Origin of the sequence: Listeria costaricensis (genome assembly GCF_900183385.1) — a bacterium.
Lineage (GTDB): Bacteria > Bacillota > Bacilli > Lactobacillales > Listeriaceae > Listeria > Listeria costaricensis.
Genome location: NZ_FXUT01000008.1, coordinates 39,501 through 65,286, shown reverse-complemented (window position 1 = coordinate 65,286; position 25,786 = coordinate 39,501). Strand labels below are relative to the sequence as shown.

At 43.5% G+C, this 25,786-nt stretch carries 25 protein-coding genes; all 25 read right to left on the bottom strand.

Annotation, left to right across the window (positions count from 1 at the left end):
- Positions 1 to 4: 4 nt before the first annotated feature.
- Entirely contained in the window at positions 5 to 1,426 is a 1,422-nt protein-coding gene (gene atpD / locus CS921_RS07575) for a F0F1 ATP synthase subunit beta (protein WP_099222582.1), read from the bottom strand.
- 66 nt (positions 1,427 to 1,492) lie between these two features.
- Positions 1,493 to 2,359: a F0F1 ATP synthase subunit gamma gene (locus CS921_RS07570; protein ID WP_099222580.1), complete on the bottom strand. Its 867-nt coding sequence runs from the start codon at positions 2,357 to 2,359 to the stop codon at positions 1,493 to 1,495.
- 34 nt (positions 2,360 to 2,393) lie between these two features.
- Positions 2,394 to 3,908, bottom strand: a complete 1,515-nt coding sequence (gene atpA, locus CS921_RS07565; protein WP_099222578.1) for a F0F1 ATP synthase subunit alpha — start codon at positions 3,906 to 3,908, stop codon at positions 2,394 to 2,396.
- Positions 3,909 to 3,934: 26 nt separating this feature from the next.
- A complete protein-coding gene (locus CS921_RS07560) occupies positions 3,935 to 4,474 on the bottom strand; it encodes a F0F1 ATP synthase subunit delta (RefSeq protein ID WP_099222576.1) in 540 nt (179 codons plus the stop codon).
- Positions 4,471 to 4,983 (bottom strand): F0F1 ATP synthase subunit B, encoded by a 513-nt coding sequence (gene atpF, locus CS921_RS07555; protein WP_099222574.1) that lies wholly within the window; start codon positions 4,981 to 4,983, stop codon positions 4,471 to 4,473. Before atpF ends, CS921_RS07560 begins: the two co-directional genes overlap by 4 nt.
- Before the next feature lie 96 nt (positions 4,984 to 5,079).
- Positions 5,080 to 5,298 carry a F0F1 ATP synthase subunit C gene (gene atpE, locus CS921_RS07550; protein WP_099222572.1) on the bottom strand — a complete coding sequence of 73 codons (219 nt, stop codon included), beginning with the start codon at positions 5,296 to 5,298 and terminating at the stop codon, positions 5,080 to 5,082.
- A gap of 51 nt (positions 5,299 to 5,349) precedes the next feature.
- Positions 5,350 to 6,066, bottom strand: coding sequence for a F0F1 ATP synthase subunit A (gene atpB / locus CS921_RS07545; protein ID WP_099222570.1), 717 nt, complete (start codon positions 6,064 to 6,066; stop codon positions 5,350 to 5,352).
- Between the two features lie 18 nt (positions 6,067 to 6,084).
- Entirely contained in the window at positions 6,085 to 6,471 is a 387-nt protein-coding gene (locus tag CS921_RS07540; protein ID WP_099222568.1) for an ATP synthase subunit I, read from the bottom strand.
- Between the two features lie 1,035 nt (positions 6,472 to 7,506).
- Positions 7,507 to 8,646, bottom strand: a complete 1,140-nt coding sequence (gene wecB / locus CS921_RS07535; protein WP_099222566.1) for a non-hydrolyzing UDP-N-acetylglucosamine 2-epimerase — start codon at positions 8,644 to 8,646, stop codon at positions 7,507 to 7,509.
- 80 nt (positions 8,647 to 8,726) lie between these two features.
- Positions 8,727 to 9,356: a uracil phosphoribosyltransferase gene (gene upp / locus CS921_RS07530; RefSeq protein ID WP_099222564.1), complete on the bottom strand. Its 630-nt coding sequence runs from the start codon at positions 9,354 to 9,356 to the stop codon at positions 8,727 to 8,729.
- 158 nt (positions 9,357 to 9,514) lie between these two features.
- Positions 9,515 to 10,756, bottom strand: coding sequence for a serine hydroxymethyltransferase (glyA, locus tag CS921_RS07525; RefSeq protein ID WP_099222562.1), 1,242 nt, complete (start codon positions 10,754 to 10,756; stop codon positions 9,515 to 9,517).
- A 137-nt stretch (positions 10,757 to 10,893) separates the two neighbouring features.
- A complete protein-coding gene (locus CS921_RS07520) occupies positions 10,894 to 11,298 on the bottom strand; it encodes an arsenate reductase/protein-tyrosine-phosphatase family protein (protein ID WP_099222560.1) in 405 nt (134 codons plus the stop codon).
- A gap of 2 nt (positions 11,299 to 11,300) precedes the next feature.
- Entirely contained in the window at positions 11,301 to 12,362 is a 1,062-nt protein-coding gene (locus CS921_RS07515) for an L-threonylcarbamoyladenylate synthase (RefSeq protein ID WP_099222558.1), read from the bottom strand.
- Positions 12,363 to 12,640: 278 nt separating this feature from the next.
- On the bottom strand, positions 12,641 to 13,498 hold the full coding sequence (gene prmC, locus CS921_RS07510) for a peptide chain release factor N(5)-glutamine methyltransferase (protein ID WP_099222830.1): 858 nt from the start codon (positions 13,496 to 13,498) through the stop codon (positions 12,641 to 12,643).
- Complete coding sequence (prfA, locus tag CS921_RS07505; RefSeq protein WP_099222556.1) at positions 13,488 to 14,564, bottom strand: peptide chain release factor 1; 1,077 nt, start codon at positions 14,562 to 14,564, stop codon at positions 13,488 to 13,490. The genes prmC and prfA overlap by 11 nt, the downstream gene beginning before the upstream one ends.
- Positions 14,565 to 14,581: 17 nt before the next feature.
- Positions 14,582 to 15,160: a thymidine kinase gene (locus CS921_RS07500; protein ID WP_099222554.1), complete on the bottom strand. Its 579-nt coding sequence runs from the start codon at positions 15,158 to 15,160 to the stop codon at positions 14,582 to 14,584.
- 125 nt (positions 15,161 to 15,285) lie between these two features.
- The gene (thrB, locus tag CS921_RS07495; RefSeq protein WP_099222552.1) at positions 15,286 to 16,152 is read right to left on the bottom strand and encodes a homoserine kinase; all 867 of its coding nucleotides are present in this window, start codon (positions 16,150 to 16,152) and stop codon (positions 15,286 to 15,288) included.
- Positions 16,152 to 17,207, bottom strand: a complete 1,056-nt coding sequence (thrC, locus tag CS921_RS07490; protein WP_099222550.1) for a threonine synthase — start codon at positions 17,205 to 17,207, stop codon at positions 16,152 to 16,154. Before thrC ends, thrB begins: the two co-directional genes overlap by 1 nt.
- A 3-nt stretch (positions 17,208 to 17,210) precedes the next feature.
- Positions 17,211 to 18,497, bottom strand: a complete 1,287-nt coding sequence (locus CS921_RS07485) for a homoserine dehydrogenase (RefSeq protein WP_099222548.1) — start codon at positions 18,495 to 18,497, stop codon at positions 17,211 to 17,213.
- A 677-nt stretch (positions 18,498 to 19,174) separates the two neighbouring features.
- Positions 19,175 to 19,417, bottom strand: a complete 243-nt coding sequence (locus CS921_RS07470; RefSeq protein WP_099222542.1) for a type B 50S ribosomal protein L31 — start codon at positions 19,415 to 19,417, stop codon at positions 19,175 to 19,177.
- Positions 19,418 to 19,521: 104 nt separating this feature from the next.
- Positions 19,522 to 20,793, bottom strand: a complete 1,272-nt coding sequence (gene rho, locus CS921_RS07465) for a transcription termination factor Rho (RefSeq protein WP_099222540.1) — start codon at positions 20,791 to 20,793, stop codon at positions 19,522 to 19,524.
- Between the two features lie 118 nt (positions 20,794 to 20,911).
- The gene (locus CS921_RS07460) at positions 20,912 to 22,192 is read right to left on the bottom strand and encodes a UDP-N-acetylglucosamine 1-carboxyvinyltransferase (protein ID WP_099222538.1); all 1,281 of its coding nucleotides are present in this window, start codon (positions 22,190 to 22,192) and stop codon (positions 20,912 to 20,914) included.
- A gap of 92 nt (positions 22,193 to 22,284) precedes the next feature.
- Positions 22,285 to 23,343 (bottom strand): lysylphosphatidylglycerol synthase transmembrane domain-containing protein, encoded by a 1,059-nt coding sequence (locus tag CS921_RS07455; protein ID WP_099222536.1) that lies wholly within the window; start codon positions 23,341 to 23,343, stop codon positions 22,285 to 22,287.
- Between the two features lie 6 nt (positions 23,344 to 23,349).
- The gene (locus tag CS921_RS07450) at positions 23,350 to 24,372 is read right to left on the bottom strand and encodes a glycosyltransferase family 4 protein (protein ID WP_099222534.1); all 1,023 of its coding nucleotides are present in this window, start codon (positions 24,370 to 24,372) and stop codon (positions 23,350 to 23,352) included.
- A complete protein-coding gene (locus CS921_RS07445; protein WP_099222532.1) occupies positions 24,365 to 25,642 on the bottom strand; it encodes a glycosyltransferase family 4 protein in 1,278 nt (425 codons plus the stop codon). The genes CS921_RS07450 and CS921_RS07445 overlap by 8 nt, the downstream gene beginning before the upstream one ends.
- Positions 25,643 to 25,786 lie beyond the last annotated feature (144 nt).

Below are 25,786 nucleotides of genomic sequence, written 5' to 3'. Positions count from 1 at the left end.
TTTATCAGACTTCAACACCCATAGTTTTAGCTTTTTCAATGACCTCTTCAATACGGCCAACTGAACGGAAAGCATCTTCAGGTAAATGATCGTATTTACCAGCTAAGATGTCTTTAAATCCTTTAACGGTTTCTTTAACCGGCACATAAGAGCCTGGTTGTCCCGTAAATTGTTCTGCCACGTGGAAATTTTGTGACAGGAAGAATTGTACCCGACGAGCACGAGCTACTGCCATCTTATCTTCGTCAGATAATTCATCCATACCTAAAATTGCGATGATATCTTGCAATTCTTTATAACGTTGAAGTAATTGTTGTACCTGTGTCGCAATTTCGTAATGCTCTTCTCCGACAATTTCCGGTGAAAGAGCACGAGAAGTTGACGCAAGCGGATCCACAGCTGGATAAATACCCTGCTCTGTTAGTTTACGTTCAAGGTTTGTTGTTGCATCCAAGTGAGCAAAAGTTGTTGCCGGAGCCGGGTCAGTATAGTCATCGGCTGGCACATAGATTGCTTGGATGGAAGTAACAGAACCTACATTGGTAGAAGTAATCCGTTCTTGCAATTGACCCATTTCAGTAGCCAAGGTTGGTTGATAACCTACCGCTGACGGCATACGTCCTAGAAGTGCTGATACTTCAGAACCGGCTTGTGTAAAGCGGAAGATATTATCAATGAATAAAAGCACGTCTTGATGCTCTACATCACGGAAATATTCGGCTATGGTCAAACCTGTCAAGGCTACACGCATCCGGGCACCAGGTGGCTCGTTCATTTGACCGAATACCATGGCTGTTTTTTCAATAACGCCGGATTCTTTCATTTCAAAGTAAAGGTCATTTCCTTCACGAGTACGTTCGCCTACACCGGCAAATACTGAAATACCGCCGTGTTCTTGGGCAATATTGTGAATAAGTTCTTGGATAAGTACGGTTTTACCAACACCCGCACCACCGAATAGACCGATCTTACCACCTTTAACATATGGAGCCAGCAAGTCTACTACTTTGATCCCAGTTTCCAGAATCTCTGTTGTAGTAGATAGTTGATCAAATGTTGGTGCTTCACGGTGAATTTTATTACGTTTTACATCACTTGAAATTGCTTCGTCAAGGTCGATTGTATTACCAAGCACATTAAATACCCGTCCAAGTGTAATATTTCCGACTGGCACCGTAATTGGGCTGCCAGTATCTACGACTTCCATACCTCTTTGTACGCCGTCTGTTGATGCCATCGCAATTGTCCGTACAACATCATCACCTAATTGTAAGGCAACTTCTAAGGTAAGGCTAATTGTAGATTCTTCTTTTGACTGAGCTTTATGTTCCACAGTAAGAGCGTTGTAGATTTCTGGCAAATTTCCGCCTTCGAATTTAACGTCTACAACTGGACCCATTACCTGGATTACTCGTCCTTTCGTCATGCGATTTTTCCTCCTCACTTACCTTCCCAAAAAGGGTTTCGCAGGGTTATAGTCGTTCAAATATTCCTATTCGAGTGCGGCTGCACCACCGACGATTTCGGTAATTTCTTGTGTGATCGCTGCTTGGCGAGCACGGTTATATTGAAGTGATAGATTATCAATTAAATCAGCAGCATTATCCGTTGCACTGCGCATTGCTGTCATACGGGCAGCATGTTCGGCAGCTTTGGCATCGAGTAATGCACCGAAAACTAAGCTTTCAACATATTGCGGCAGCAGCACTTCCAGAATTTCCTGTTCAGAAGGTTCAAATTCATAGACGGTTAAATCTTTTTCGTCTGCTTCTTCATGAAATTCAGTCAGCGGCAATAATTGCTCCTTGCGCAATTCACTTGAGATTGAATTGATGTGGTGATTATAGCAGATAAATACTTCATCATACACACCATCTTCAAACATTTGAACCGCACTGCTTGCAATATCTTTAATTTCTGCAAATGCAGGATGATCAGATAATCCTTGAACTTCAAGTACAATATTCATATTGCGAGCTTTGAAAAAGTCGCGTGCCGATCTGCCAATCGTAATTAGTGCATATTCTTCCGGAGTCGGATGTTTTTGTAGGATTTCCTGATAAACATCTTTGATAACCGAGCTATTATAAGAACCTGCAAGGCCAGTATCAGATGTAAAAACAATATAACCTGTCCGTTTTACTACACGGCTCGACAACATTGGATGATCCGAACTGTTACCAGTAGCGGCAACGTGTTTTACGACATCGCGAACCTTGTTCACATATGGCGCATAAGCACGGGCATTGGACTCCGCACGACCTAGTTTCGCTGCCGAAACCATCTGCATCGCTTTTGTAATTTGACTTGTTTTCTTTGTTGAACTGATCCGTTGTTTGATATCAATTAAAGATGCCAAAGATTTTCACCACCTTTGCTTCGCTCATTCAGATTTATTTTTCTTCTGAAGGAACGAATGTATTTTTGAATTCGTTTAACGCATTGTCAAGTTTCGCTTCTTCTGGAAGAGATTTTGTTGTCCGAATTTCTTCTAGAAGTTCAGCGTGGTTATGATCGAACCAAGTGTTCATTTCAGATTCAAAGCGAAGAACATCATGAACCGGCACATCATCCAAGAAATTATGCACAAGTGCGTAAAGAATCAATACTTGTTTTTCAACTTTCAAAGGTTTGTGAAGATCTTGTTTCAATACTTCAACTGTACGTTTACCACGTTCCAGTTTCGCACGTGTTGCGGCATCCAAATCGGAACCAAATTGCGAGAATGACTCAAGTTCACGATAAGCAGCCAAGTCCAGACGAAGTGTACCTGCAACTTTTTTCATTGCTTTGATCTGTGCAGAACCACCTACACGGGATACTGATAAACCGGCATTGATTGCTGGACGAACCCCAGAGAAGAATAGATCGGATTGCAAGAAAATCTGACCATCTGTGATCGAGATTACGTTTGTTGGGATATATGCAGAAATGTCACCTGCTTGGGTTTCTACAAATGGAAGCGCCGTGATAGAGCCTCCACCAAGTGCATCACTTAGTTTTGCTGCACGTTCAAGCAAACGGGAGTGCAAGTAGAATACGTCACCAGGATAAGCTTCACGACCTGGAGGACGACGAAGAAGCAAGGAAAGTTCACGATAAGCGGCCGCTTGTTTTGAAAGATCATCATAAACGATCAGAACGTGCTTGCCATTGTACATGAATTCTTCACCCATCGCTACGCCGGCATATGGTGCCAGATAAAGCAGTGGTGCTGGTTGTGAAGCCGAAGCAGTCACAACGATTGTATATTCTAATGCGCCGTGTTTACGTAAAGTTTCAACAGCTGTACGAACAGTTGATTCTTTCTGACCAATTGCCACATAGATACAGATCATATCTTGGTCGGCTTGGTTTAGAATGGCATCGACTGCAACAGATGTTTTACCTGTTTGGCGGTCACCGATGATAAGTTCACGTTGACCACGACCAATTGGAACAAGTGCATCGATCGCTTTAATACCTGTTTGAAGCGGTTCTGTTACTGATTGACGTTGCATAACGCCCGGTGCTACCGCTTCGACTGGACGGGTACCGGTTGTTGCGATTGGTCCTAGTCCATCTACTGGTTGACCTAGTGAATTGACGACACGACCAATTAGTGCCTCACCAACTGGGACTTCCATAATTTTTCCTGTGCGGCGAACTTCATCGCCTTCACGAATTTCAGTGTAAGGGCCAAGAATAATAATACCAACATCATTATTTTCAAGGTTTTGAGCCATCCCCATTACACCATTAGAGAATTCAAGCAATTCTCCGGCCATTGCGTTATCAAGTCCATGAGCACGCGCGATACCATCACCGATATAAGTAACCGTACCAACATCGCTAACTTTCATTTCGCTTTGATAGTTTTCGATTTGCTGCTTTATAATGGAACTGATTTCTTCAGCCTTAATGCTCATCAATTTCACCCCTCGTTAAACGGGAACTAAGCTCTAATTTGCCGTTCCATGTCTTTTAATTTCGTTTTGAGACTATCATCATAAATTCTAGTTCCGATAACCACTTTCACGCCACCAAGAAGTGACTTGTCAATGTGGTTATGAATGTGCAATTTGCTTTTGTTTAATTTCCGAGCGAAAACCTGACTAAGCGCCTTTTTTTCATCCTCAGAAAGCGGGATCACAGAATATACATCTGCTTCTGCAATACCGCGCAATTCATTTACGCGATCCTGATACACTTTGGCAATGACAGAAAGATAGTCTTCCCGTCCGCGATCAATCAGTAAGAAGATGAAATCGCGCAGTGTATCATTGATGCCTTGAAAGACTGTTCCGGCAAGATCTTTTTTTTGTTCCGTCGTCAAAGTCGGATTTTCCAGCAGCTTGACAAAAGGCTCATTTTCACTGAGCGCTGTTTCAATGGAAGAAAGCTGGTCGGAAAATTCATCCACCAGATTTTTTTCTTCTGCTACTTTGAAAATAGCTGTGGCATAGCGACTTGCAACTTCCAAATCCTTACTCATTTGTCATCGCCCAGCCTTTCGATATAGTCTTGGATTAAGTCATTTTGTGCTTTTTCATCCAAGTTCTTTTCGATTACTTTGGAGGCAATCAGAACTGACAAGGTACCCACTTGTTCGCGAACCGCACTGATGGCATCTTCTTTTTCGCGTTTGATGTCGGCCTTGGCTTCTTCTTTCAGGCGTTCTGATTCCATACGCGCTGTTTTAATGATTTCTTCGCGTTCTTTTTCACCAAGTTGTTTAGCATTTTCAATCATCGTCTGCGATTCAACACGTGCTTTTTGCAAAACATCTTTTTGTTCAGCCAAAAGAGTTTCTGCTTGTGCACGGCTTTCTTCCGCCGAGTCAATTTCAGAAGCGATATGCTCTTCACGCTCTTTCATGATTTTCATCAGTGGCTTCCATGCAAAAATACGAAGAAGCACAAGTAAAATCGCAAAAGTGAACAGTGTATAGAAAGAATCGCCTACTGTAAATGCATCACCCAGTACTAATTGTGGTAATAACACGCCTGTTTCACTCCTTTCCAACGTTCGCTAACCGTTATTCTCGTTCAAAACTTAAGAAACAGCGGGGAAAAATGCCCCGCAAGTTGGTCCAACTGATTATTTATTGATAACCATGAACGCAATAACGACGGCGATGATTGGAAGGGCCTCAACTAGCGCGATACCAACAAACATAAGAGATTGTAGCATAGAACGTGCTTCTGGTTGACGTGCAACACCTTCAACAGTTTTTGATACAATCAGACCATTACCGATACCTGCACCTAACGCTCCCAAACCTACTGCAATAGCAGCTGCAATAACACCTAAAGACATAATAAATATCCTCCTTAATTATCCTTGTTTTTGTTCATTTATAAAATGATTTTAGTGCTCGTCACTAACTTTGTGTGACATGTAAACCATTGTTAACATTGCAAAAATATACGCTTGGATGGCTCCAATGAAAACGGAGAAACCTTGCCAAACAACTGCTGGAACGATTGCCAAAATTCCTGTAAAAATATTGATATGCGCAAGCTGCGTTGCAATGATTCCAAGCAGCACTTCACCGGCAAAAATGTTCCCGTAAAGCCGCAAACCAAGTGTTAATGTATTGGCAAATTCTTCAATCAGTTTCAGTGGAAATAAAAATTTCATTGGACTCAGATATGTTCCAACAAAGTAGTGCTTGAAGCCGCGCATTTTGACCCCATAGTAATGTGTCATTGTTACAATCATAATTGCAAGTGTCAATGTCACGATCGGATCAGCTGTGGGTGAACGCCACCATACTTCATCGTTAACGGCAATTTGAGTAACTACCCCTAACATATTGGCTACAAAAACAAACATGAGAACTGTTAACCCTAAAACATGAAATTTTCCGCCTGTTTTCCAGTCCATATTGCTGTTGATAATCCCTCGAACAAAGTCCATTACCCACTCAATAAAGTTTTGCTTGCCAGTAGGACGCCGCTTTAAATTACGCGTACAGATAATGGCAATTGCAAGAACAATAACAGCAGTGAGTGTGATCATCAAAATGTTCGACAAGTTGAAATCAAGTCCTAAAAAATGGACAACAGGAAACTTTTCTTCCAATTCAGTTCACCCCTCTCTTTAACTATACTTTTTTCGACGGTATGCAGAATACACAATAAAATCAAGAAAGATCACTGCATAGGCGATGCCAAGCCCTATCATCACACTATAAAGGTGAAAATAATCAGGCAACTTGACTGCGATGATTGTCGCTAGCAGAACGCTTCCCATTCTTGCAGTGGTTCCCATACCGTAAAAAGTTCTATTTTCAGCAAGGGCTTTTGTCATAGCTTGGGTACGCCTCATCAGCAGCCAATAATTGAACCAGCCGACAACGAGACCGAGTTTTAGGCCTAGAAAAATATGTACATAAGGTGTAAAAAACCAACCAAGCAAACAAAGACCAATGAAAATAACAAGATATTTCTGATGACGATGATACATTCCAATCAGCGATTCAAGCATATTCCGTGCAGTCCTTTCTGTCTGACAATACTGTCTTCCTTTTATCCGTGCATCAGCTACTATGCCGGACAAACCATACCAAACATTGTGAAAACAGACACATTTGGCGACTTCTAATTTACTGCAAGTTATACATGAAAGCCTTATCAGCGTGCCAATTTTAAGCATACAACAGCAAAAAGAGAAAAGTCAATATTTTTCACAAAAACCAATTGCATCTACTTAGTAATAGTACCACATCTTACAGCAATCATAAATGAATAGACTATAAATTCCACTAGTTTTTTGCTTTATATGGAAATCGGACACTTAGGACCAGAACTTTATTGACCGCTAACCGAAAATTGCACACCTCCAATTTCATTCAAAAAGCTGATTCTCACTACACTTAGCGATTATCGTGTAAAATTTCACAATAATCCGCACAAAAATCGGGATTACATGCTTTCTTTACTTCCATGCAGGTCAGATTGTCACACATTGTAAGTTTCAATCCAATAAAAAAAGCTTTTGCCATCGCGGCAAAAGTCCTTCATTTGCGGAGTGGCGAGATATCATTTTCTCAAATGAGAAGAACGAAAAGTAGCTACACGCACACAGATTATCTAAATCGCCAAAGAGCATTTCTTTCCAATTCAGTCAGCAATTTTTTGCCGGCGGGATTGTACCAAATGCCTGTAAAGCGTTCGATCCCTATTCATCGTGAAAAGCCATTCTTTGGGTTCCTGTATTAATAACATTGACAATCTTATCACATGTTTCATAAAGAAACTAGTGAAATTTTAGCCTGTAATAAATCTGTAACATTAAGCCTTTTCATTATCAGGACTATTTTGTGCTTTTCCTTTATTCGACAATTTTCATTCTTTATTTCATCAGAAAAAAGTGCGGAAATTTAGATAAAAATCACTTTTTCCAAGTAAAACTGATCGACAGATGATTTCCTCATGTTTTTAAGGACATAGCAAAATGAGTGATTGAAGTATTAAAAATCGCCAGCCTGGTTTTGGAACCCAAGCTAGCGATCATTTATTTTTAAACAGTAAAATCAGTTGGGCGCGTGCCACCATTAAAATGATAGCTGATGGCATCTAAAATTCGGTCAGATGCTTCGCCGTCACCATAAGGATTACTTGCCTGACTCATCGCTTGATGGGCCGCCACGTCCTCGAGAAGATGACTCGCTTCACGGTAAACTGCTTCTTTGTTCGTCCCCACTAGTTTCAGGGTTCCAGCCGCTACACCTTCTGGCCGCTCGGTCGTATCGCGAAGGACTAGTACAGGTACGCCCATACCAGGCGCTTCTTCCTGTACACCACCGGAGTCAGTTAGAACCAGGTAGGCCCGTTTCAAGAAATTATGAAAATCAATGGCATCCAGCGGCTCGATGAGATGGATTCGTTCATGATCGCCGAGGATTTTGATGGCCTTTTCGCGTACTGCTGGATTGAGATGCATCGGATAAACAAGTACGGCATCTGGATGTTCTTCGATGACTTGACGGATGGCTTCAAACATTCCTTGCATCGGTTCACCTAAGTTTTCACGACGATGGGCCGTCATCAAGATCAGCCGCTTGTCATTCAGGTTATCCAAAATCGGATGATGATAGTCCGTTTGAACGGTCGTTTTGAGTGCATCAATTGCCGTATTGCCGGTCACAAAAATTTTATCGGCCGGTTTGTTTTCCTTCAGCAGGTTCTCCTTGGCCGTATCAGTCGGTGAAAAATGAAGATCTGCCAGAACGCCTGTCAACTGGCGGTTCATTTCTTCTGGAAACGGGGAGTACTTGTTCCATGTGCGGAGTCCTGCTTCCACATGGCCGACAGCAGTCTGCTTATAAAATGCCGCCAGTCCAGCAGCAAAACTCGTCGTTGTGTCACCGTGAACCAGCACGATATCTGGTTCTTCGTGGCTGATGACTTCATGCAGCCCTTCCATCACACGCGTCGTAATATCCGTCAACGTCTGCCCTTTTTGCATAATATCTAAATCGACATCTGGGACCACGTTGAAAATATCCAGTACTTGATCGAGCATTTCTCGGTGCTGGGCTGTAATAACTACTTTAGATGAAAATTCTTCCGGTCGATTTTTTAATGCCAGAACAAGTGGAGCCATTTTGATGGCTTCCGGGCGTGTACCAAAAACGCTCATTACTTTTATTTTTTTCATGACTTATCTCCTTTAAATTCAGAAATTACGGTTTTCGGCACATTTTTTCTTTTTAAAAGGATTTTCTCAGATTCTAACGTTTATTTTGTACCAAACAAGCGGTCGCCAGCGTCACCTAGGCCAGGTAAAATATAGCCGTCTTCATTGAGCTTTTCATCTAAGCCGGCAATATAAATTTCGACATCTGGATGCGCATTTTGTAAAGCTTTCACGCCTTCTGGAGCTGCAACGAGACACATGAATTTCATGTTTTTGGCACCGCGTTTTTTCAGGCAATCTAGCGCCATGATTGCCGAGCCGCCTGTTGCAAGCATCGGATCAACCACGATGAAAAGTCGTTCTTCCACATCGGATGGCAATTTCACAAAATACTCCACTGGTTCTAGCGTTTCATGATCCCGATATAAACCGACATGTCCTACTTTAGCTGCAGGGATCAGTTTCAAAATACCGTCTGTCATGCCAAGTCCGGCACGTAAAATCGGTACAACGCCTAGCTTTTTACCAGCAAGTACTTTTGTTTTCGTTACTGTAAGCGGTGTTTCTACTTCCACTTCTTCCATTTCCATATCACGTGTGATTTCGTAGGCCATAAGTGTTGCTACTTCGTCAACGAGTTCACGGAATGCTTTGGTCCCCGTATTTTTGTCACGAATAATCGTTAATTTGTGTTGAATAAGTGGGTGATTGATTACATGTACATTTGCCATTGATAAATTCGCTCCTTTGTTAAATCAAAAATTTCCTTCTCTTATTGTATCAAAACAGGTCAGTAATACAAGGGAAAATGATAATTTCACCGATTTGCCATAAATGCCCATGAAAAAACCGCTTTCCTTCTATATAAAAGAAAGCGGTTCATTTAATTTTAAAGTTCTGGATATAGTGGATATTCGCTTGTCAATTCGGCTACTTTTTGCTTAACATCTTCCAAAACTTCTTCGTTTTCTATATTATGCAAGACTTTGGCAATCAGTTCGCCTACACGAGCTGTGGCTGCTTCATCAAAGCCGCGCGTTGTAATTGCCGCAACACCAACACGAATGCCACTTGTAACAAACGGGCTTTCCGTTTCAAATGGGATGGTATTTTTGTTGACGGTAATTCCGACACGATCCAGCACGCCTTCAGCTACTTTACCGGTCAGGCCAAGCGGTTTTAAGTCGATCAGAAGAAGATGATTATCCGAGCCGCCTGTTAAAACAGCCACATCTTCTGCTTGTAACGTTTCCGCTAGTTGTTTGGAATTCTTAATAATCTGCTCACAGTACGTTTTAAACTCTGGTTGAAGCGCTTCGCCGAATGCTACAGCTTTACCTGCAATCACATGCATCAGCGGGCCGCCTTGAATCCCTGGGAAAATCGCTTTATTCAGTTTTGCTTCCCATTCAGCTTTGGCTAAAATGAGACCGCCACGAGGGCCGCGCAACGTTTTATGCGTGGTTGAAGTAACAAAATCAGCATAAGGAACTGGATTTTGATGCAAGCCGGCTGCTACAAGTCCGGCAATATGCGCCATATCGACCATTAAATAAGCACCCACTTCATCCGCAATTTCACGGAATTTCGCAAAATCAATGGCCCGCGGATATGCACTTGCTCCAGCCACAATCATTTTAGGCTTATGCTTTAAAGCCGCTTCCCGAACATTTTCATAATCCAGTTGCTTGGTGTCTTCACGCACGCCGTATTCAACAAAATTGTATAGCTCTCCACTAAAATTGACTGGACTGCCGTGTGTTAAATGGCCGCCATGGGAAAGGTTCATCCCGAGCACCGTGTCGCCTGGTTTCAAAACAGCATGGTAAACCGCCATATTGGCTTGTGCACCGGAATGCGGCTGAACATTGGCATATTCAGCTCCAAATAGTTTCTTGGCACGATCGCGCGCTAAATCTTCCACAATGTCCACGTATTCACAACCGCCATAGTAGCGCTTGCCTGGGTAGCCTTCTGCATATTTATTCGTCAGTACTGATCCCATTGCTTCCATCACTTGTTCGCTTACAAAGTTTTCAGAAGCGATCAATTCAATGTTATTTCTTTGTCGGCCTAATTCAAGACGAATGGCATCAAAAACTTCCTTGTCTTGTTTTTGTAAATAAACCATCTGAGAACCCCCATCCATTTTTTGATAAACTTGCGTAGGAAAGACTATGTATTACACCTATAATCACTTAAAATTGTCCGAAAAGCAAGTTTTTTCTTCTATTTTAAGAAAAAAATGGTCGTGAAGCGCTTCACTTATTAAAAACGTTCGGAAATAGCTCGTTTGACCGCTTCAAACATTTGCTGATATTCCTGCCACCCTCCACCATATGGATCGGGAATGGGTTCCGCCGCCGGAGAAAGCAATCCTGTTTTTCCTTCCGCTTGCGAAAAGCGCATTTCGAGTGCTACTAGCTGGTCCGCTGTCATAACAAAAATCTCGTCAGCCCAAATGATATCCTTTTCGGTGAGCACTGTTGCTGCATGCTCAGTCGACAAGCCGGCCGCTTCCAATAAATGCGCCGAGCCTTCCGATAGAGGCGCACCTGGTTGAGCAAATAAACCGCGTGACTGAACGGCCAGATCCGGCCGCAGATCAGCCAGAAATTTTTCGGCTACTGGGCTTCTGCAGGTGTTTCCTGTACATACGATTAAAATGTGCATCCTTATCGCCCCTCCGTTGCCTCGCGTAAATATTTGCTGCCGGCTGCTTTTTCCAAACGATTCATGATCGCCTCACCAATTTCTGTCCGTTCGTAACTTTCGGCTAAAATAACGCTACAATCTGTATGGTCAAACGCACGCAGGCCTTTATAAAGCTGTTGCGCAACCTGATCCAATGATTTTTCACGACTCGTTGTAAGCCAGATTTCCAGATTATCCATGTCCATCAGCTTATCTGCTAATCCTTCCGAAACCAGCAAACCGACTTTTTCGCCCGCTTCCTGCTGCTTTCTGATCGTCTCATGCCAAAATTCCACACTACCTTCCACGATAAAAACAGGCGCATTCGGGGCATAATGAGTGTATTTCATTCCGGGAGCCTTGGGAGCCTCTGCCGAATCCAACACTCGTTTCGCCGAATGAACCTGACCGATCACCTGCTCAATCTGCTCGATTGAAACGCCACCGGGACGCAAAATGGTCGGCACCTCTGTCGTACAGTCAATGACAGTCGACTCAAGCCCGACACCCGTTTCGCCACCGTCCACGATTCCAGCTATCTGCCCCGTCAGATCTTCTGCAACATGCGCCGCGCTTGTTGGACTGGGACGGCCAGAACGATTGGCACTGGGAGCCGCGATTGGCAAATAGGCTGCTTCAAGTAAGGCTAAACTAACCGGATGTGAGGGCATTCTGACACCAACCGTTTGCAGCCCGGCCGTCACATTACGAGCGAGTGCCCCAGATCGAACAGGCAAAATAATGGTGAGCGGCCCTGGCCAGAATGCGTCGATAAGTTGTGCCGCTTGCTGCGGAATTTCCGTCACAAAATCATGCATCTGCTCTTTTTTCGCAATGTGAACAATGAGCGGGTTATCTGCTGGGCGCCCCTTTGCCTGATAGATTTTTTGGACGGCTTGTTCACTTGTTGCATCTGCTCCTAAGCCATAGACGGTCTCTGTCGGAAATGCCACCGTCTCTCCTTTTTTCAGGAATTCCGCCGCTTGCTGATAAATTTCTGTATTCGCTTGCCCCATCTCAATTTTCCAAAAATGCGTGTCCATATTTCGATCTCCTTTTTTCTACTTGCCTTCTATTGTACGTTTTTCATGCTTGTTTCGCAAATGCCGATACTTTAAAAGTTATCCCCATTCTGTGGATAATAACTTTGTCAATGTGTATAACTTCATGTGAATCTGTGGATATTGTGTAGAAACACTGTCTATAACTTTTATTTCGCTCATTAGAATTTAATTAAAAATTTTTTTTGCGCATTATTTTATCCACAGCTCTGTGGATAAGTTATTCCATAAGAAAAAGACGCTTCTCTTGAGAAACGCCTTTATACCAGCATATTTGTACAACTTACCATCCGATTTTTCTGATTTATGTCTTTGTGGATAATCACATTTGCTTGTGGAAAACTTTTCTGAAAAAGTTCTTTGACCGCATTCCCCTGTGTATAACCAATTTCAACGACAATCCAATATTTTTCCATGACGATCTTCGGTAAATTGTGGATAAGTTCTTGATAAAGGGCTAATCCTTCATTCTCAGCAAACAACGCCAAAGATGGTTCATGTGCCAATACAGAGGCCGACATTTCCGCTTTCTCACTTTCCGCGATATAGGGCGGATTCGCAGTGATCAAGTCGAATTTATCTCCCGTTTCCAGAAATTGGTCAATCAGATTCATCTTTTGAAATCGCACATCTGCTTGAAGTGTCTGGGCATTTTTTTCAGCTACTTGGAGTGCATCCGCCGAAATATCTGTGGCAGTGACAGGAAGGTCTGGGCATAGTTTTTTGAGCGTAATCGCAATAATCCCGCTACCCGTACAAACATCCAGCGCATTTTGGGCAGGGATCTTCTTTAAATGGTTTTCTGCAAGCAGTACTAGCTCTTCTGTCTCTGGGCGTGGAATCAAGACACGTTTGTCCACATAGAAATCATAGCCGTAAAAGGGGGCCGTTTCAAGGATATACTGAACAGGCTCTCCATCAAGATATCTTGCAAAATCTTTTTCAAATTGTGCCTGTTCTGCTGCACTGATTGCCCGGTCTAGCCCAAGCCATAGTGCTGAACGTGAGAGCCCCAACCTTGTCTCCATCAAAATTTCAGCGGCATTCAGATCCAAATGCCGCTCCGTCAATATTTGTTTGGCTTCATGAAGCAGTGTGCCGATGGATTTATTCAGCATCATTCAAATGCTCCAGCTTGCTCGTTTGGTCTTCCATGATCAGCGCATCAATGATTTCATCCAATTTGCCTTCCATTACTTGGTCAAGCTTTTGAATGGTCAAACCAATTCGGTGATCCGTTACGCGATTTTGTGGATAATTATAGGTTCTGATCCGTTCGGAACGGTCCCCAGTTCCTACCGCTGACTTCCGATTGGCATCATATTCTTCCCGCGCTTCTCGCTCAAATTTATCATAAACACGGGCGCGCAGTACTTTCATTGCTTTTTCTTTATTTTTAATCTGAGAACGCTCATCCTGCATGGAAACGACGATCCCTGTTGGAATGTGCGTCAAGCGAACGGCCGACATGGTCGTATTGACACTTTGACCTCCAGCTCCAGTTGAAGCAAATGTATCCACACGAATATCTTTATCCTGAATATCAATCTCCACATCTTCTGCTTCTGGTAAAATGGCCACTGTGGCTGTGGAGGTATGAATCCGGCCGCCAGACTCAGTTTCCGGTACACGCTGCACACGATGCGCGCCATTTTCATATTTCAATCGTGAAAAGGCTCCATCTCCGTTGATCATGACGATGACCTCTTTATAACCGCCGATGCCTGTTGGATTCGCATCCATGACTTCGACTTTCCAGCCCCGCCCCTCAGCATACCGCGTGTACATTCTGAAAAGATCGCCAGCAAAGAGCGCTGCTTCGTCGCCACCAGCAGCACCACGCACTTCCATGATGACATTTTTATCGTCATTTGGATCTTTTGGTACCAAAAGCAGCTTCATTTTTTCCTCGAGCGTTACTTTTTCAGCCTGAAGATCATTTAATTCTTCTTTCGCCATTTCACGCATATCGTCATCTAATTTTTCACCTAGCAACTCTTTTGTTTCTTCGATTTGTCTCGAAACTTCTTTATAATGCCGGTAAGTTTCTACGGTTTCTGTAATGCCCGACTGTTCTTTAGACAGGTCACGCAGCCGTTTTGGATCAGAAACAACATCCGGATCACTCAATAATTCATTTAATTCTTCATAGCGATTTTCCACCGCTTGTAAACGATCATACATTGATCACGACACCTCTTTTATTCCGAAATTGGCGGATGAGCATGACATTTGCGGCATACAGGATAGTACTTGTCATTACCGCCGATCAAAATCTGCTCTCCCGTATATACAGGCTGGCCTTTGTCATCTACACGTAAAACCATTGTCGCTTTTTTCGCACAGAACCAGCAAATCGTCTTCATCTCTTCAATTTTATCAGCATAGAGCAGCAAATACTTTGAACCCTCAAAAAGCTCATTTCTGAAATCATTTTTAAGTCCGTAAGCGATCACAGGTATGCCTAATTCATCCACAATTTTTGCCAGCTGGAAAACATGCTCTTTCTCCAAAAACTGCGATTCATCCAGCAAAACACAGTACGGCCTCGGATTCATTTGAGCGACTTCTTCAAAAATATTCGTCTCGTGAAAAACCGGGATTGCATCACGTTTTAACCCTATCCGGCTGGAAATCACGCCCACTTGCTCACGGTCATCAATTCCTGAAGTAAAAATAATGACTGGCTTATTTTGCTCTTCATAATTATGCGCTACTTTCAAAATTTCAATCGTTTTACCGCTATTCATTGCCCCATAGCGAAAAAATAACTGTGCCATCGATTTACGCTCCCTTATACTAATAAACTCTTTTCCTATTCTATCACAGACCGACCGGAATTGGCACATGAGATGAAAAAAAGTTGGCGACCTGCCCCAAAGACATATCGCCAACCGATTTTCTGCTATTTGATGATTCGTGCGCCGCTTCCATCCACTTCCAGACTCAGCACGGTTGCCGTCTCATCATAATGTTGTAGTTCTGCCATTATTTCTGCCGCCTTCTCGTGCGGCGTGAAAATCAGCACAGTCGGGCCTGCCCCACTTAGACAAGCCGCATAGGCACCTAAGTTGCGCGTGCGTTCCCGAATTTCATTCAAATGGGGGACAAGATGGCTCCGGTAGCTTTCATGCCATCTGTCGCGCTCCATCATTTGGCCGGCCAATTTTAAGTCGTTCTGCAAAACCGCCGCAATCATCACATTGGCGATCGCACTTGCCTGAACGGCCTCTTTATAAGGCAGTTGATTGGGGAGGGCCGCTCGACTATCTGAGGTCAGTAGTTCGGCTTGCGGAATGAACACCAGAATGGCTGCCTCTGGGAAAAGATGCCGCACATAAAAGTCCGCATCGTCCAGTTTGGCCCCCACGACGAGGTTGCCCAGTACAGCCGGCGCTACATTGTCAGGATGGCCTTCGATTGCCGCCGCAAATTGTACCTTTTCTTGCTTTGGAAGCTGTAAACCTGCTAGCTGATCGGCCAGTTCGATTCCTGCCACAACAGCCGCCGAACTGCTTCCAAGGCCCCGTGCTGGCGGAATGTCGCATGTCATTTTTAGCCGATGCGGCGTCAAATCTGGCGCCAGTCGAAGCGCTGTTTCAATGATCACATTGGAGGCATCACGCGGAATGCCCGCCCCCAGTTCATGCTCGATGACCCATTCGTCCGTTTCTTCCAGCACATCGAGCACCAGATAGAGCGTCAAAGCCAGCCCGCATGAATCAAAACCCGGTCCCAGATTGGCTGTTGTTGCCGGTACACGAATCTGCATCAGGCTTCCACTCCATTTCGCAAATGAGTGCGAATGGAATCTAGATCTGTTGCATGCTTGACCGTTATATCATGTACGTTCATGGCCGTATCAGGGTCTTTCAAGCCATTGCCAGTAAACACACAGACAACCGTTTCGCCCTGTTTGATCAGGCCTTTTTCGACATGCTGGATGACACCGGCTAAGCTTGCCGCAGATCCCGGTTCGATAAAGACGCCATCATAGGCCGCTACTTTTTTATAAGCCGCCACAATTTCATCATCTGTCACAGCATGAATGTAGCCGTTCGACTCATCGCGTGCATTTTCTGCCAACTGCCAGCTTGCCGGGTTGCCAATTCGGATCGCAGTTGCAATTGTTTCTGGGTCAGCAATCGACTCTCCTTTGACAATCGCCGCAGCACCTTCTGCCTCAAAGCCGTGCATGCGCGGAAGTCCGCAGTTTTGATGGGCATTCCATTCCTTGAAGCCTTTCCAGTAAGCCGAGATATTGCCTGCATTCCCAACTGGAATCGCCAGCACATCCGGCGCACCGCCAAGCTGCTCGCAAACTTCAAATGCGGCCGTCTTTTGTCCTTCTAGTCGATACGGATTCACAGAGTTGACAAGCGTCACAGCTTCCGTTTCGGCTAGTTCCCGAACAGATTTTAGCGCCTCGTCAAAGTTTCCTTCAATTGCAATGATATCTGCACCATACATAACCGCCTGCGCCAATTTGCCAAGAGCTACTTTGCCATCAGGAATGACAATGTAAGCTTTCATACCCGCACGTGTTGCATAGGCAGCTGCTGAAGCTGACGTATTCCCCGTTGAAGCACAGATGACAGCTTCTGCTCCTTCTTCCTTCGCTTTTGCTACCGCCATAACCATGCCGCGATCTTTAAATGAACCTGTAGGATTAAGGCCTTCATATTTTCCGTACAGCGTGACGCCCAATTCTTTGGATAAGTTTGGCAGTGGAATTAACGGTGTATTTCCTTCTGCAAGTGAAATAAGCGGTGTTTTATCTGTTACGGGTAAAAATTCTTTATATTTATCTAGTAAACCTTTATACATTGATTATCCCTCCACGACTGAATAGTTGGTGATCAGTTTCAATTCCGGCTCGTCCTGTGCACGTTTTACAGCCGCCTCTAATTGTGCTTTGCTTGTAAGATGTGTGATAATGACGACGGTAGCTGTATAATCATCCTGTGGTTCCTGCAAAATTTTATCAAAACCCACACCTGCTTCTGCAAAAATCTGTGTTAATTTTAGGAAAGTTCCCGTTTTGTCATCCATTTCGAGTCGCAAATAGTATTTTGAAAAGACTTGATCTTTCGGCGTATGTTTCGTTTCATATTTAAAATTGCTAAACGCGTTGCCATTTGTCCCTAAGCGGATATTTTTAGCGACCGTTATCACATCGCTGACCACACTTGTTGCAGTCGGCAATTCTCCGGCACCTGGCCCGTAGAACATTGTCTCACCAACAGCTGCCCCCGTAACAAAAACCGCATTATTTTCATAGTTGACACCCGATAAAGGATGGGCACGTGGCAAAAGAACCGGCCCAACATTGACATTCACCGTTCCATTATTTTCTTCGGCACGTCCAACTAGTTTAATTTTGTAGCCCAGCTGATAGGCAATCGCAATATCCTGTGGTGAAATGCCGCGAATCCCAGCAGTTTCTACATCTTCCAATTTGACGTTCATTCCAAATGCAAGACGCGTTAGGATGACCATTTTCCGTGCTGCATCAATCCCGTCCACATCACTTGTCGGATCGGCTTCTGCAAAACCTAGCTCCTGCGCTTCTTTTAGCACTTCATCATAGCTTTTCTTTTCAGTCGTCATTTTTGTCAGCATGAAATTAGTCGTTCCGTTGACGATTCCCATGATCTTCTTGATTTTGTCCGCAGCAAGCGCATTGACAAGCGTCCGTAAAATCGGAATTCCACCAGCCACACTTGCTTCGTAAAATAAGTCACAATTGTTTTCCTGCGCAACGGCTACCAGCTCATCTCCGTGCAGCGCAATCAAATCTTTGTTGGCAGTGACCACATGTTTTCCGGCTTTCAAAGCACGCAAAATATATTCACGCGCGGTGGTAATGGAACCCATCACCTCAATCACTACAGCAATATCCGGGTCGTTTAAAATATCATCCGCATCAGTGGTTAGGTTGAACCCTTTGGCCGCGTATCTGCGATTTTTTTCGAGATCACGAACGAGGACACTTTTAACCGCGATATCATAGCCAGTCACTTGATTGATTTTTTCCTGATGCTCTTCTAAAATATGAATGACTCCGCTACCCACGGTCCCAAAGCCGAGCACACCTACTTGTAATTTTGCTTCCACTTGAAAACCTCCTTAATAAATTGGTTGCTGCCAAATTTTGATCTGGCGCTACTACTTTTCTGAAAAATAGTAATTAGTGCTATTATAAGCAAGTTTGCTTGTAAAAGTAAAGAGGGTTTGGTGAAGTTTCATATTTTTTTTATTTTACTGATAATTTTGTTTATGGTGGTTTATGGGATAGGAATGGCGATTTTATTATTTTTTATGAAACTTCTTTTTATGCGGTGTCATTATGTGGAATTTGAATTGAGTTTGCGGGACGTTTGTCTGTGGCTTGTGGTCGGTTGTTGGTCGATTGGGGGAACTTTTCTGGGGATGTTGATTTGGGGGCTATGCTAACTTTAACTCACTTGGGGGTTGCTTTTTGCTTGGTGGAAAAGCCTTATTTTCTTGGGTGTTGTTCTTCGCACCCTCGGCTTTCGTCGGGGCTCTGCCTTGTCTACTGCTTCTGCTTCATCTGGCAGACGGTGGATACAACGCGACGCTTCGCTCTGCCTTGTGCTTGGGCTCTAACTCACTTGGGTTTGTTTTTTATTATTTTTTTGTTTTTTTTATTTTGGTCTGTGCGTATTTTTTATGATTTTCTTCTATTATCGTTCGAAGAGCCCAAGCAAAAACGCACCCCATTGGAGTGCGCTTGAATCTTCTTATTTTGGCTTCTCTTAAATAGCGGATTCTTATAGTCCGTATTTTTTGTTGAAGCGGTCGACACGGCCGTCTGCTGTTGCGTGTTTTTGTTTACCAGTGTAGAATGGGTGCGAATCAGAAGAGATTTCGACGCGAAGTAACGGATATTCGTTACCGTCTTCCCATTTGATTGTCTCACTTGAATGTTTAGTAGAACCAGACAAGAATTTGAAATCAGTACTAGTGTCAACGAAAACAACTGGACGGTATTCCGGATGGATACCAGCTTTCATTTCTTTTCAACTCCTTCGCCCTGAATCATCTGAAACAGAGTATTTATCTGTTAAGAAATACACAGTAAGCTAATTATAACAAGCATCGCTCAGTTAAGCAAGACTTATTTTTTGAACATTTCCTTTTGTAAAAGGTCGTAAAATTCCACATTATTATCCGTTTTCTTCATATAACGAATAAAGCGTTCCGATAAATCAAGGCCATCTCCCTGAAGCGGTATTACTTTGCGGATTTTCCAAAGCTGCTCCAACTGCTCTTTGGATAAAAGGAGTTCTTCTTTCCGCGTGCCCGACCGGCGAATGTCGATCGCTGGGAAAATACGGCGCTCTGCTAGCTGACTGTCAAGGTGAAGTTCCATATTGCCTGTTCCTTTGAATTCTTCATAAATCACATCATCCATCCGCGAGCCTGTATCGATCAGTGCAGTTGCCAAAATGGTCAAACTGCCGCCTTCTTCAATATTCCGTGCCGCGCCAAAAAAGCGTTTTGGACGGTGGAAAGCCGCTGGATCAATCCCGCCCGACAAGGTACGTCCGCTTGGTGGAATAACCAGATTATAAGCGCGTGCTAAACGGGTGATGCTGTCCATCAGAATGATCACATCTCGTTTATGTTCTACTAGACGCTTCGCCCGTTCTAAAACAAGTTCTGCCACTTTTATGTGATTATCTGGCCCTTCATCAAAGGTAGAACTAGCCACATCAGCTGTGACTGAACGTTCAATATCGGTCACTTCCTCAGGTCGCTCATCAATCAGAAGGACAATCAGTTCCGCTTCCGGATGATTTTTTGTGATCGAATTGGCGATTTCTTTCAAGAGGATCGTCTTCCCTGCTTTAGGTGGAGCCACGATCAGGCCGCGCTGTCCAAAGCCGATCGGCGAAATCATATCAACGACACGCGTCGACAGTGGGAATTTGCTGATTTCTAAGTTGATGTGTTTGTTTGGATAAAGTGGTGTTAGGCCTGGAAAATGAACACGCTCTTTGGCCGTTTCCGGATTTTCACCATTCACTGCCGCTACTTGAAGCAGTCCGTAATATCGCTCATTTTCTTTTGGCGGACGAACCTTGCCACTTACTTTATCTCCTGTGCGCAGATCGAAACGCCGAATTTGCGAGGCAGAAATGTAGATGTCTTCTGAACTGGAGGAATAATTAATGGGACGCAAAAAGCCGAAGCCTTCTGTCGGAATAATTTCCAGAATTCCTTCCATAAAGAAAAAACCTTCTTTTTCAGCATTCGATTTAAGCAAGGCAAAAATAAGTTCTTTTTTGGTTAATTTACTGTAATAGGCGATTTTATGTTCTTTTGCAAGCGCATAAATCTCTTTGATCGTCAAATTTTCTAATTGAGCTATGGACAGGTTCGCCATATACTTACCACCTTTATATTTTATTCGGTCTTTTTAGGAAAATAAAAAACAGGCATGCTCACGTGAGGGCTGTACTGAAACAATCCATTCAAAACATTCAGCATACCTGTTTGGAAAGTTAACTTACGAAGGTTTCTTCTTCAGAAACTTTGGCGACTTCCGCACCAATAGAGGTTAGTTTTTCAATAATTTTACTGTAGCCACGTTCAATATGCTCCACGCCAAATATCTCCGTTGTGCCTTCTGCCAAAAGTCCAGCAATGACTAGCGCCGCTCCTGCTCGCAAGTCGGTAGCCGTCACTTTTGCCCCTTGGAGATCGGTTTTGCCAAGAACAACAGCAGATCGGCCTTCCAGTTTAAACTGACCGCCCATTCTTCCAAGCTCCGCGATATGTTTGAAACGGCTTGGATAAATGGTATCTGTCACGACACTATTTCCTTCTGCCTGTGTTAAAAGTGCTGTGAGCGGCTGTTGCAAATCTGTTGGAAATCCTGGATAGGCATAAGTTTTAATATCCACTTTTTTGTAATCGGCTGTTCCGCCAACAACGACAGCATCGTCCTCAAGTTGCATTGGGACGCCCATTTCGGATAATTTTGCATGGATGCCTTCAATATGATCTGGAATGATATTTTCAATCCGAATCCCCTGCTCTGAACTGCATGCAGCAGCCAGTACCATATAGGTCCCAGCTTCGATCCGGTCAGGAATAATCGTATGGTGACAGCCATGGAGATGCTCTACACCTTGAATGCGAATGGTATCTGTTCCGACACCTTTGATATTAGCCCCCATATTATTAAGTAAAGTGGCTACATCAATGATTTCCGGTTCCTTTGCCGCATTTTCAATCACGGTCTTGCCTTTTGCGCGAACTGCTGCGAGCATGATATTAATCGTCGCACCTACACTCACGACATCCAGATAAATCCGGGCTCCGCGCAACTCATCCGCACGCAAATAAATGGCACCCTGTTCATTGGTTACCTTTGCTCCAAGTGCCTCAAAGCCTTTAATGTGCTGATCAATCGGTCGAGGTCCCAAGTAACAACCACCGGGCAGCCCGACGACCGCTTTTTTGAAACGCCCTAGCATCGCCCCCATCAAATAATAGGAAGCACGCAGTTTTTTCACATTGCCATTCGGCAGCGGCATTGCTGTTAAATGACTGGGATCAATAATTGCTTTATTTTTATCGAACTGCACATTGCCGCCCAGTTCACCAATAATATCATAAAGGGTAAAAACATCTGAGATTTCCGGCAAACCTTCCAGCACCACTTCGGATTCCGCAAGTATCGCTGCCGGAATAAGCGCAACCGCACTATTTTTGGCCCCATCGACCGAAATTGTTCCAGCGAGTTTACGCCCGCCGTGAATGACTAGTTTTTCTGACATGTTTACCCTTCTCTCTCTTCAACGTTACTACTTATTATCGCTGAATTTCCGTTTTTATGCAACAAAAGGAGATTAAAAACCGCCCGCTAAAATCAGGGGGCAGCTTGTTTGGCTGAATGATTTCCATCCCGCGGAAGCAGTCTTTTCTTATCTCGCACCATCAGGGCTATTCCGCCAAAAATAATACAACTGTAATATGTAATGATTCGCCAAATAATCAGGGCTGTAAAAAGCTCCACATGCGTCATAAAAGGCGCGAAAAGAAGCGTGAAGGTATACTCAGCGCCACCCGTCCCACCAGGCGTTGGCATAACCGTTGCAAACATCATGATAAACGCATGGAAAGTAATCGCCATGTAAAGCGAAACGGTCGATATCCCCATACCAATTAATATGAAATAAGGAATCGTAAAATAGACCCAGAGCTGCAAAGTAGTCAGCAGTGATGCCCAACCAATCACATGTTTATCCTTGCTCATTTTACTTGTTTCTTCATGAAAAGAGCTAATTTTTTCATCCAGCAGTTCGCGAAGATCCGTAGTTCGTTCCTTTTTGACAAAGAGGGAAACAGGAATCAAAAAAAGGTGCACCAATTTAGTCGTAATTCGTTTACTTTTCCCAACAAGCATCAATCCTAAAATCACGAACAAATGAACACTAAAACCAATAACGACTAAATACTTGATTTGCGGAACACCACCAAGCAGAAATTGAAAGCCAAATATAATCACCAGTAAAAAGTTGATGACAATCATGGCTTGATAGACGATAAATTTGACAAGTAATACAGAACTTGCTGCACCAGCGTCCATTCCCTTTTTCACGAGCAGATACAACTGTGCTGGTTGACCACCCATCTGCATGGGGGTTATGGTATTGAAAAACTGTCCGGCCATCGTAATGCGGAATGAGGACCAAAAACGTTGCCCCTGACTGGCTGTTTGAACAGTCAATTGCAACACTGAAGCCTCCAGTAGCCAGTATACAATCATGCACCCCATTGCCACAAGAATCCATGAATAATGGATTTTTGAAAGTTCATCACCAAATTGCGCAATCTTGATATCGCGGAATTGCCAAATAAGAAAACCCGCACTGATGGCTATAATAAGTAAAATATTGATCAGATTCTTTTTGGCACTTCCGTTCATCAGCAGTCACTCCTTCACTAATTGTTGATAAAAATCCTTCCAAATCTCCGTCAAGCGGTCCTCGGAATAATAGGCTGCTCCATTTGCCGCCTTTACTTGTAATTCAGCATATTCCGGTCCTTTTCCCTGCAGTTTTTGAATAGCTTGGATAAACCCATCATTATCGACGGCCTTCGCATAATACCCATCCAGAATCTCTTCATATAGGTCTAAATCGCGCAGCAAGATGGGCACACCGGCACTCATTCCTTCCAGAATTGCCATTGGAAACAGCTCATTGTAGGATGGCATGAAAAAAAGATCTGCCATATTGAAGCAGGCGTTCATTTTGACCCGGTCAATAATGCCAATAAATTTGACATTTGCTGGCGGTGCATCATAGATTTTTTTCAATTCTTCATAGCCTGATGTGATTTTCCCAAAGGAGAATCCACCGGCCCAGACGAATTGGACATCTGGCAATGCCTTGGCTACTTCAATGAAATCGAGGACACCTTTACGGTGCTGCACTTGGCCGACTCCGAGCACGACAAAATCATCCTGACGAATACCGTATTCTGCCCGCGCTGCTTGTTTGGCATGCTGATCAAGCGGATAGAAGGTTTTTTTCGAGACAAAATTAGGGATATAGTGAATTTTTTCCTCTGGGATATCATAAGCGGTCAATTTGGGGATAAAGGATGGATTAACCACCACAATTTCATCCATTCGCTTATAAAAAGAAATCAGATACTTATAAAAAACCGCACGGGCAATGCCGGGTAGTTTTAAGCTCCCTTCCATTGTTTCAGGAAGAAAGTGCACATAACCGACACGAACCCCGCGCGTTTGTTTTCGAAAGGTGGAAAGATAAAAGGGAAAGTCAACCGTATGATAATGGGTAATATCTGCTTTCCCCCACTGATTAATTTTCATATCGATCTGATCGCTCAGCCGTTCATCGACTAAATTGACAAGTTCCCGATAAGCGGAGGCGACTCCTTGCCCCTTCACTTTTTCAGCAGAAGAAAGCATTGTGAGTTTAATCATGCCGTGATGACCTTCCTTTCCTTATGTGTGTGTTTGAAGAGATCGAAAATACCTGTGAAGCGATTTTACTACGAATCAGCGTTGGTTTCATTCGATCTGCCAATTTTTCTTTATCTTCAAAGTACGCCTTGATTTCCAAATAGGCAGCCTCTACATTCAAGCCGAATTGTTCAGCAGACATTGCTTCCACCACATGGTCTGCCGATTCAATCACGCGCTTAACCAGCTCCGGATTTTCTAACGCATGAATGATCGTTTTGGCCAGCTCGTCGTCATTTTTAAATAAGAATGCTGTCTCTTCATTCGTCAAAATGCCTTCAATGCTCTCATCTTGCTTGGCTATGACTGGAATTCCAGAAGCCATCGCCTCAAAATAAGTCAATCCTTGCGTTTCAGAAGTCGAAGCACTAACAAATAAGTCCCCCAGTTGATAATAACTGCCGATTTCCTGCCAGTCGACTGCACCTGTAAAAAGGATATTTTCAGTGAGGCCGTTCAATTCTGCCATTTTTTCCAAATCCTTGCGAACCGGGCCGTCACCAACGATAACCAGCTGGGCATCCGGCTTTTCTGCTAAAATTTCAGGCATTGCCATAATGACCGCATCAATATTTTTTTCATGGGCAACGCGCCCCAAAGAAAGAATGACGGGTGCCTCAAGATTTAAACCTAATTTCTGTTTCAGTTCTGCCACCTGTTCAGCAGATGACTTTTTGAAGCTGGAAATATCGGTCCCTGTTGGAATGGTATAAATATAATTCTGTACACCGCATTCTTCCAAATGATGCTGCACCTTTTGCGTTGGCGCAATCACTGCGGCATAGCTTTCACAGAAAGAACGTGTCATTTTTCGTACCATCGAAGGGGTCAAAATCTTCCCTTTCGCAATATAGTGTAGATAATCAACATACATTGTATGATAAGTGTGAATGGAAGGAATATGATATTTTTTTGCAATCTTTTTCCCGAGTAATCCGAGTGAGAATTCAGTATGTGTATGAATAATGTCTAGTTTAAGCTCTCCCACAAGCCGGATAAATTTATTCATTCCAGCGATAGCAACACGTCTTTCCGGAAAAAAGACAAATGGAATACTGGGCATTCTAAATACTCTTCCTTCTTCACTTTTACGATCTGCATTCGGGTCAGTCGTTGTAAAAATATATACGTTATGCCCTTGTCTCCGAAGCTCCTTTTCCAAAATCATAATGGAAGTAGCCACACCGCTGATCTGCGGGCTGTAGGTATCGGTAAAGATTCCAATATTCATTCTTATCGCCTACTCTCTTTCCTTGTGGTTCATTCATCTGTTCTTCTTTATGTATCTATATTACCCAACTAACTCCATTTTTAATTATGCCCTGCTTATGTAAAACTTACATGCGACTGCGGAACGATTTTTTCCTAGGTATTT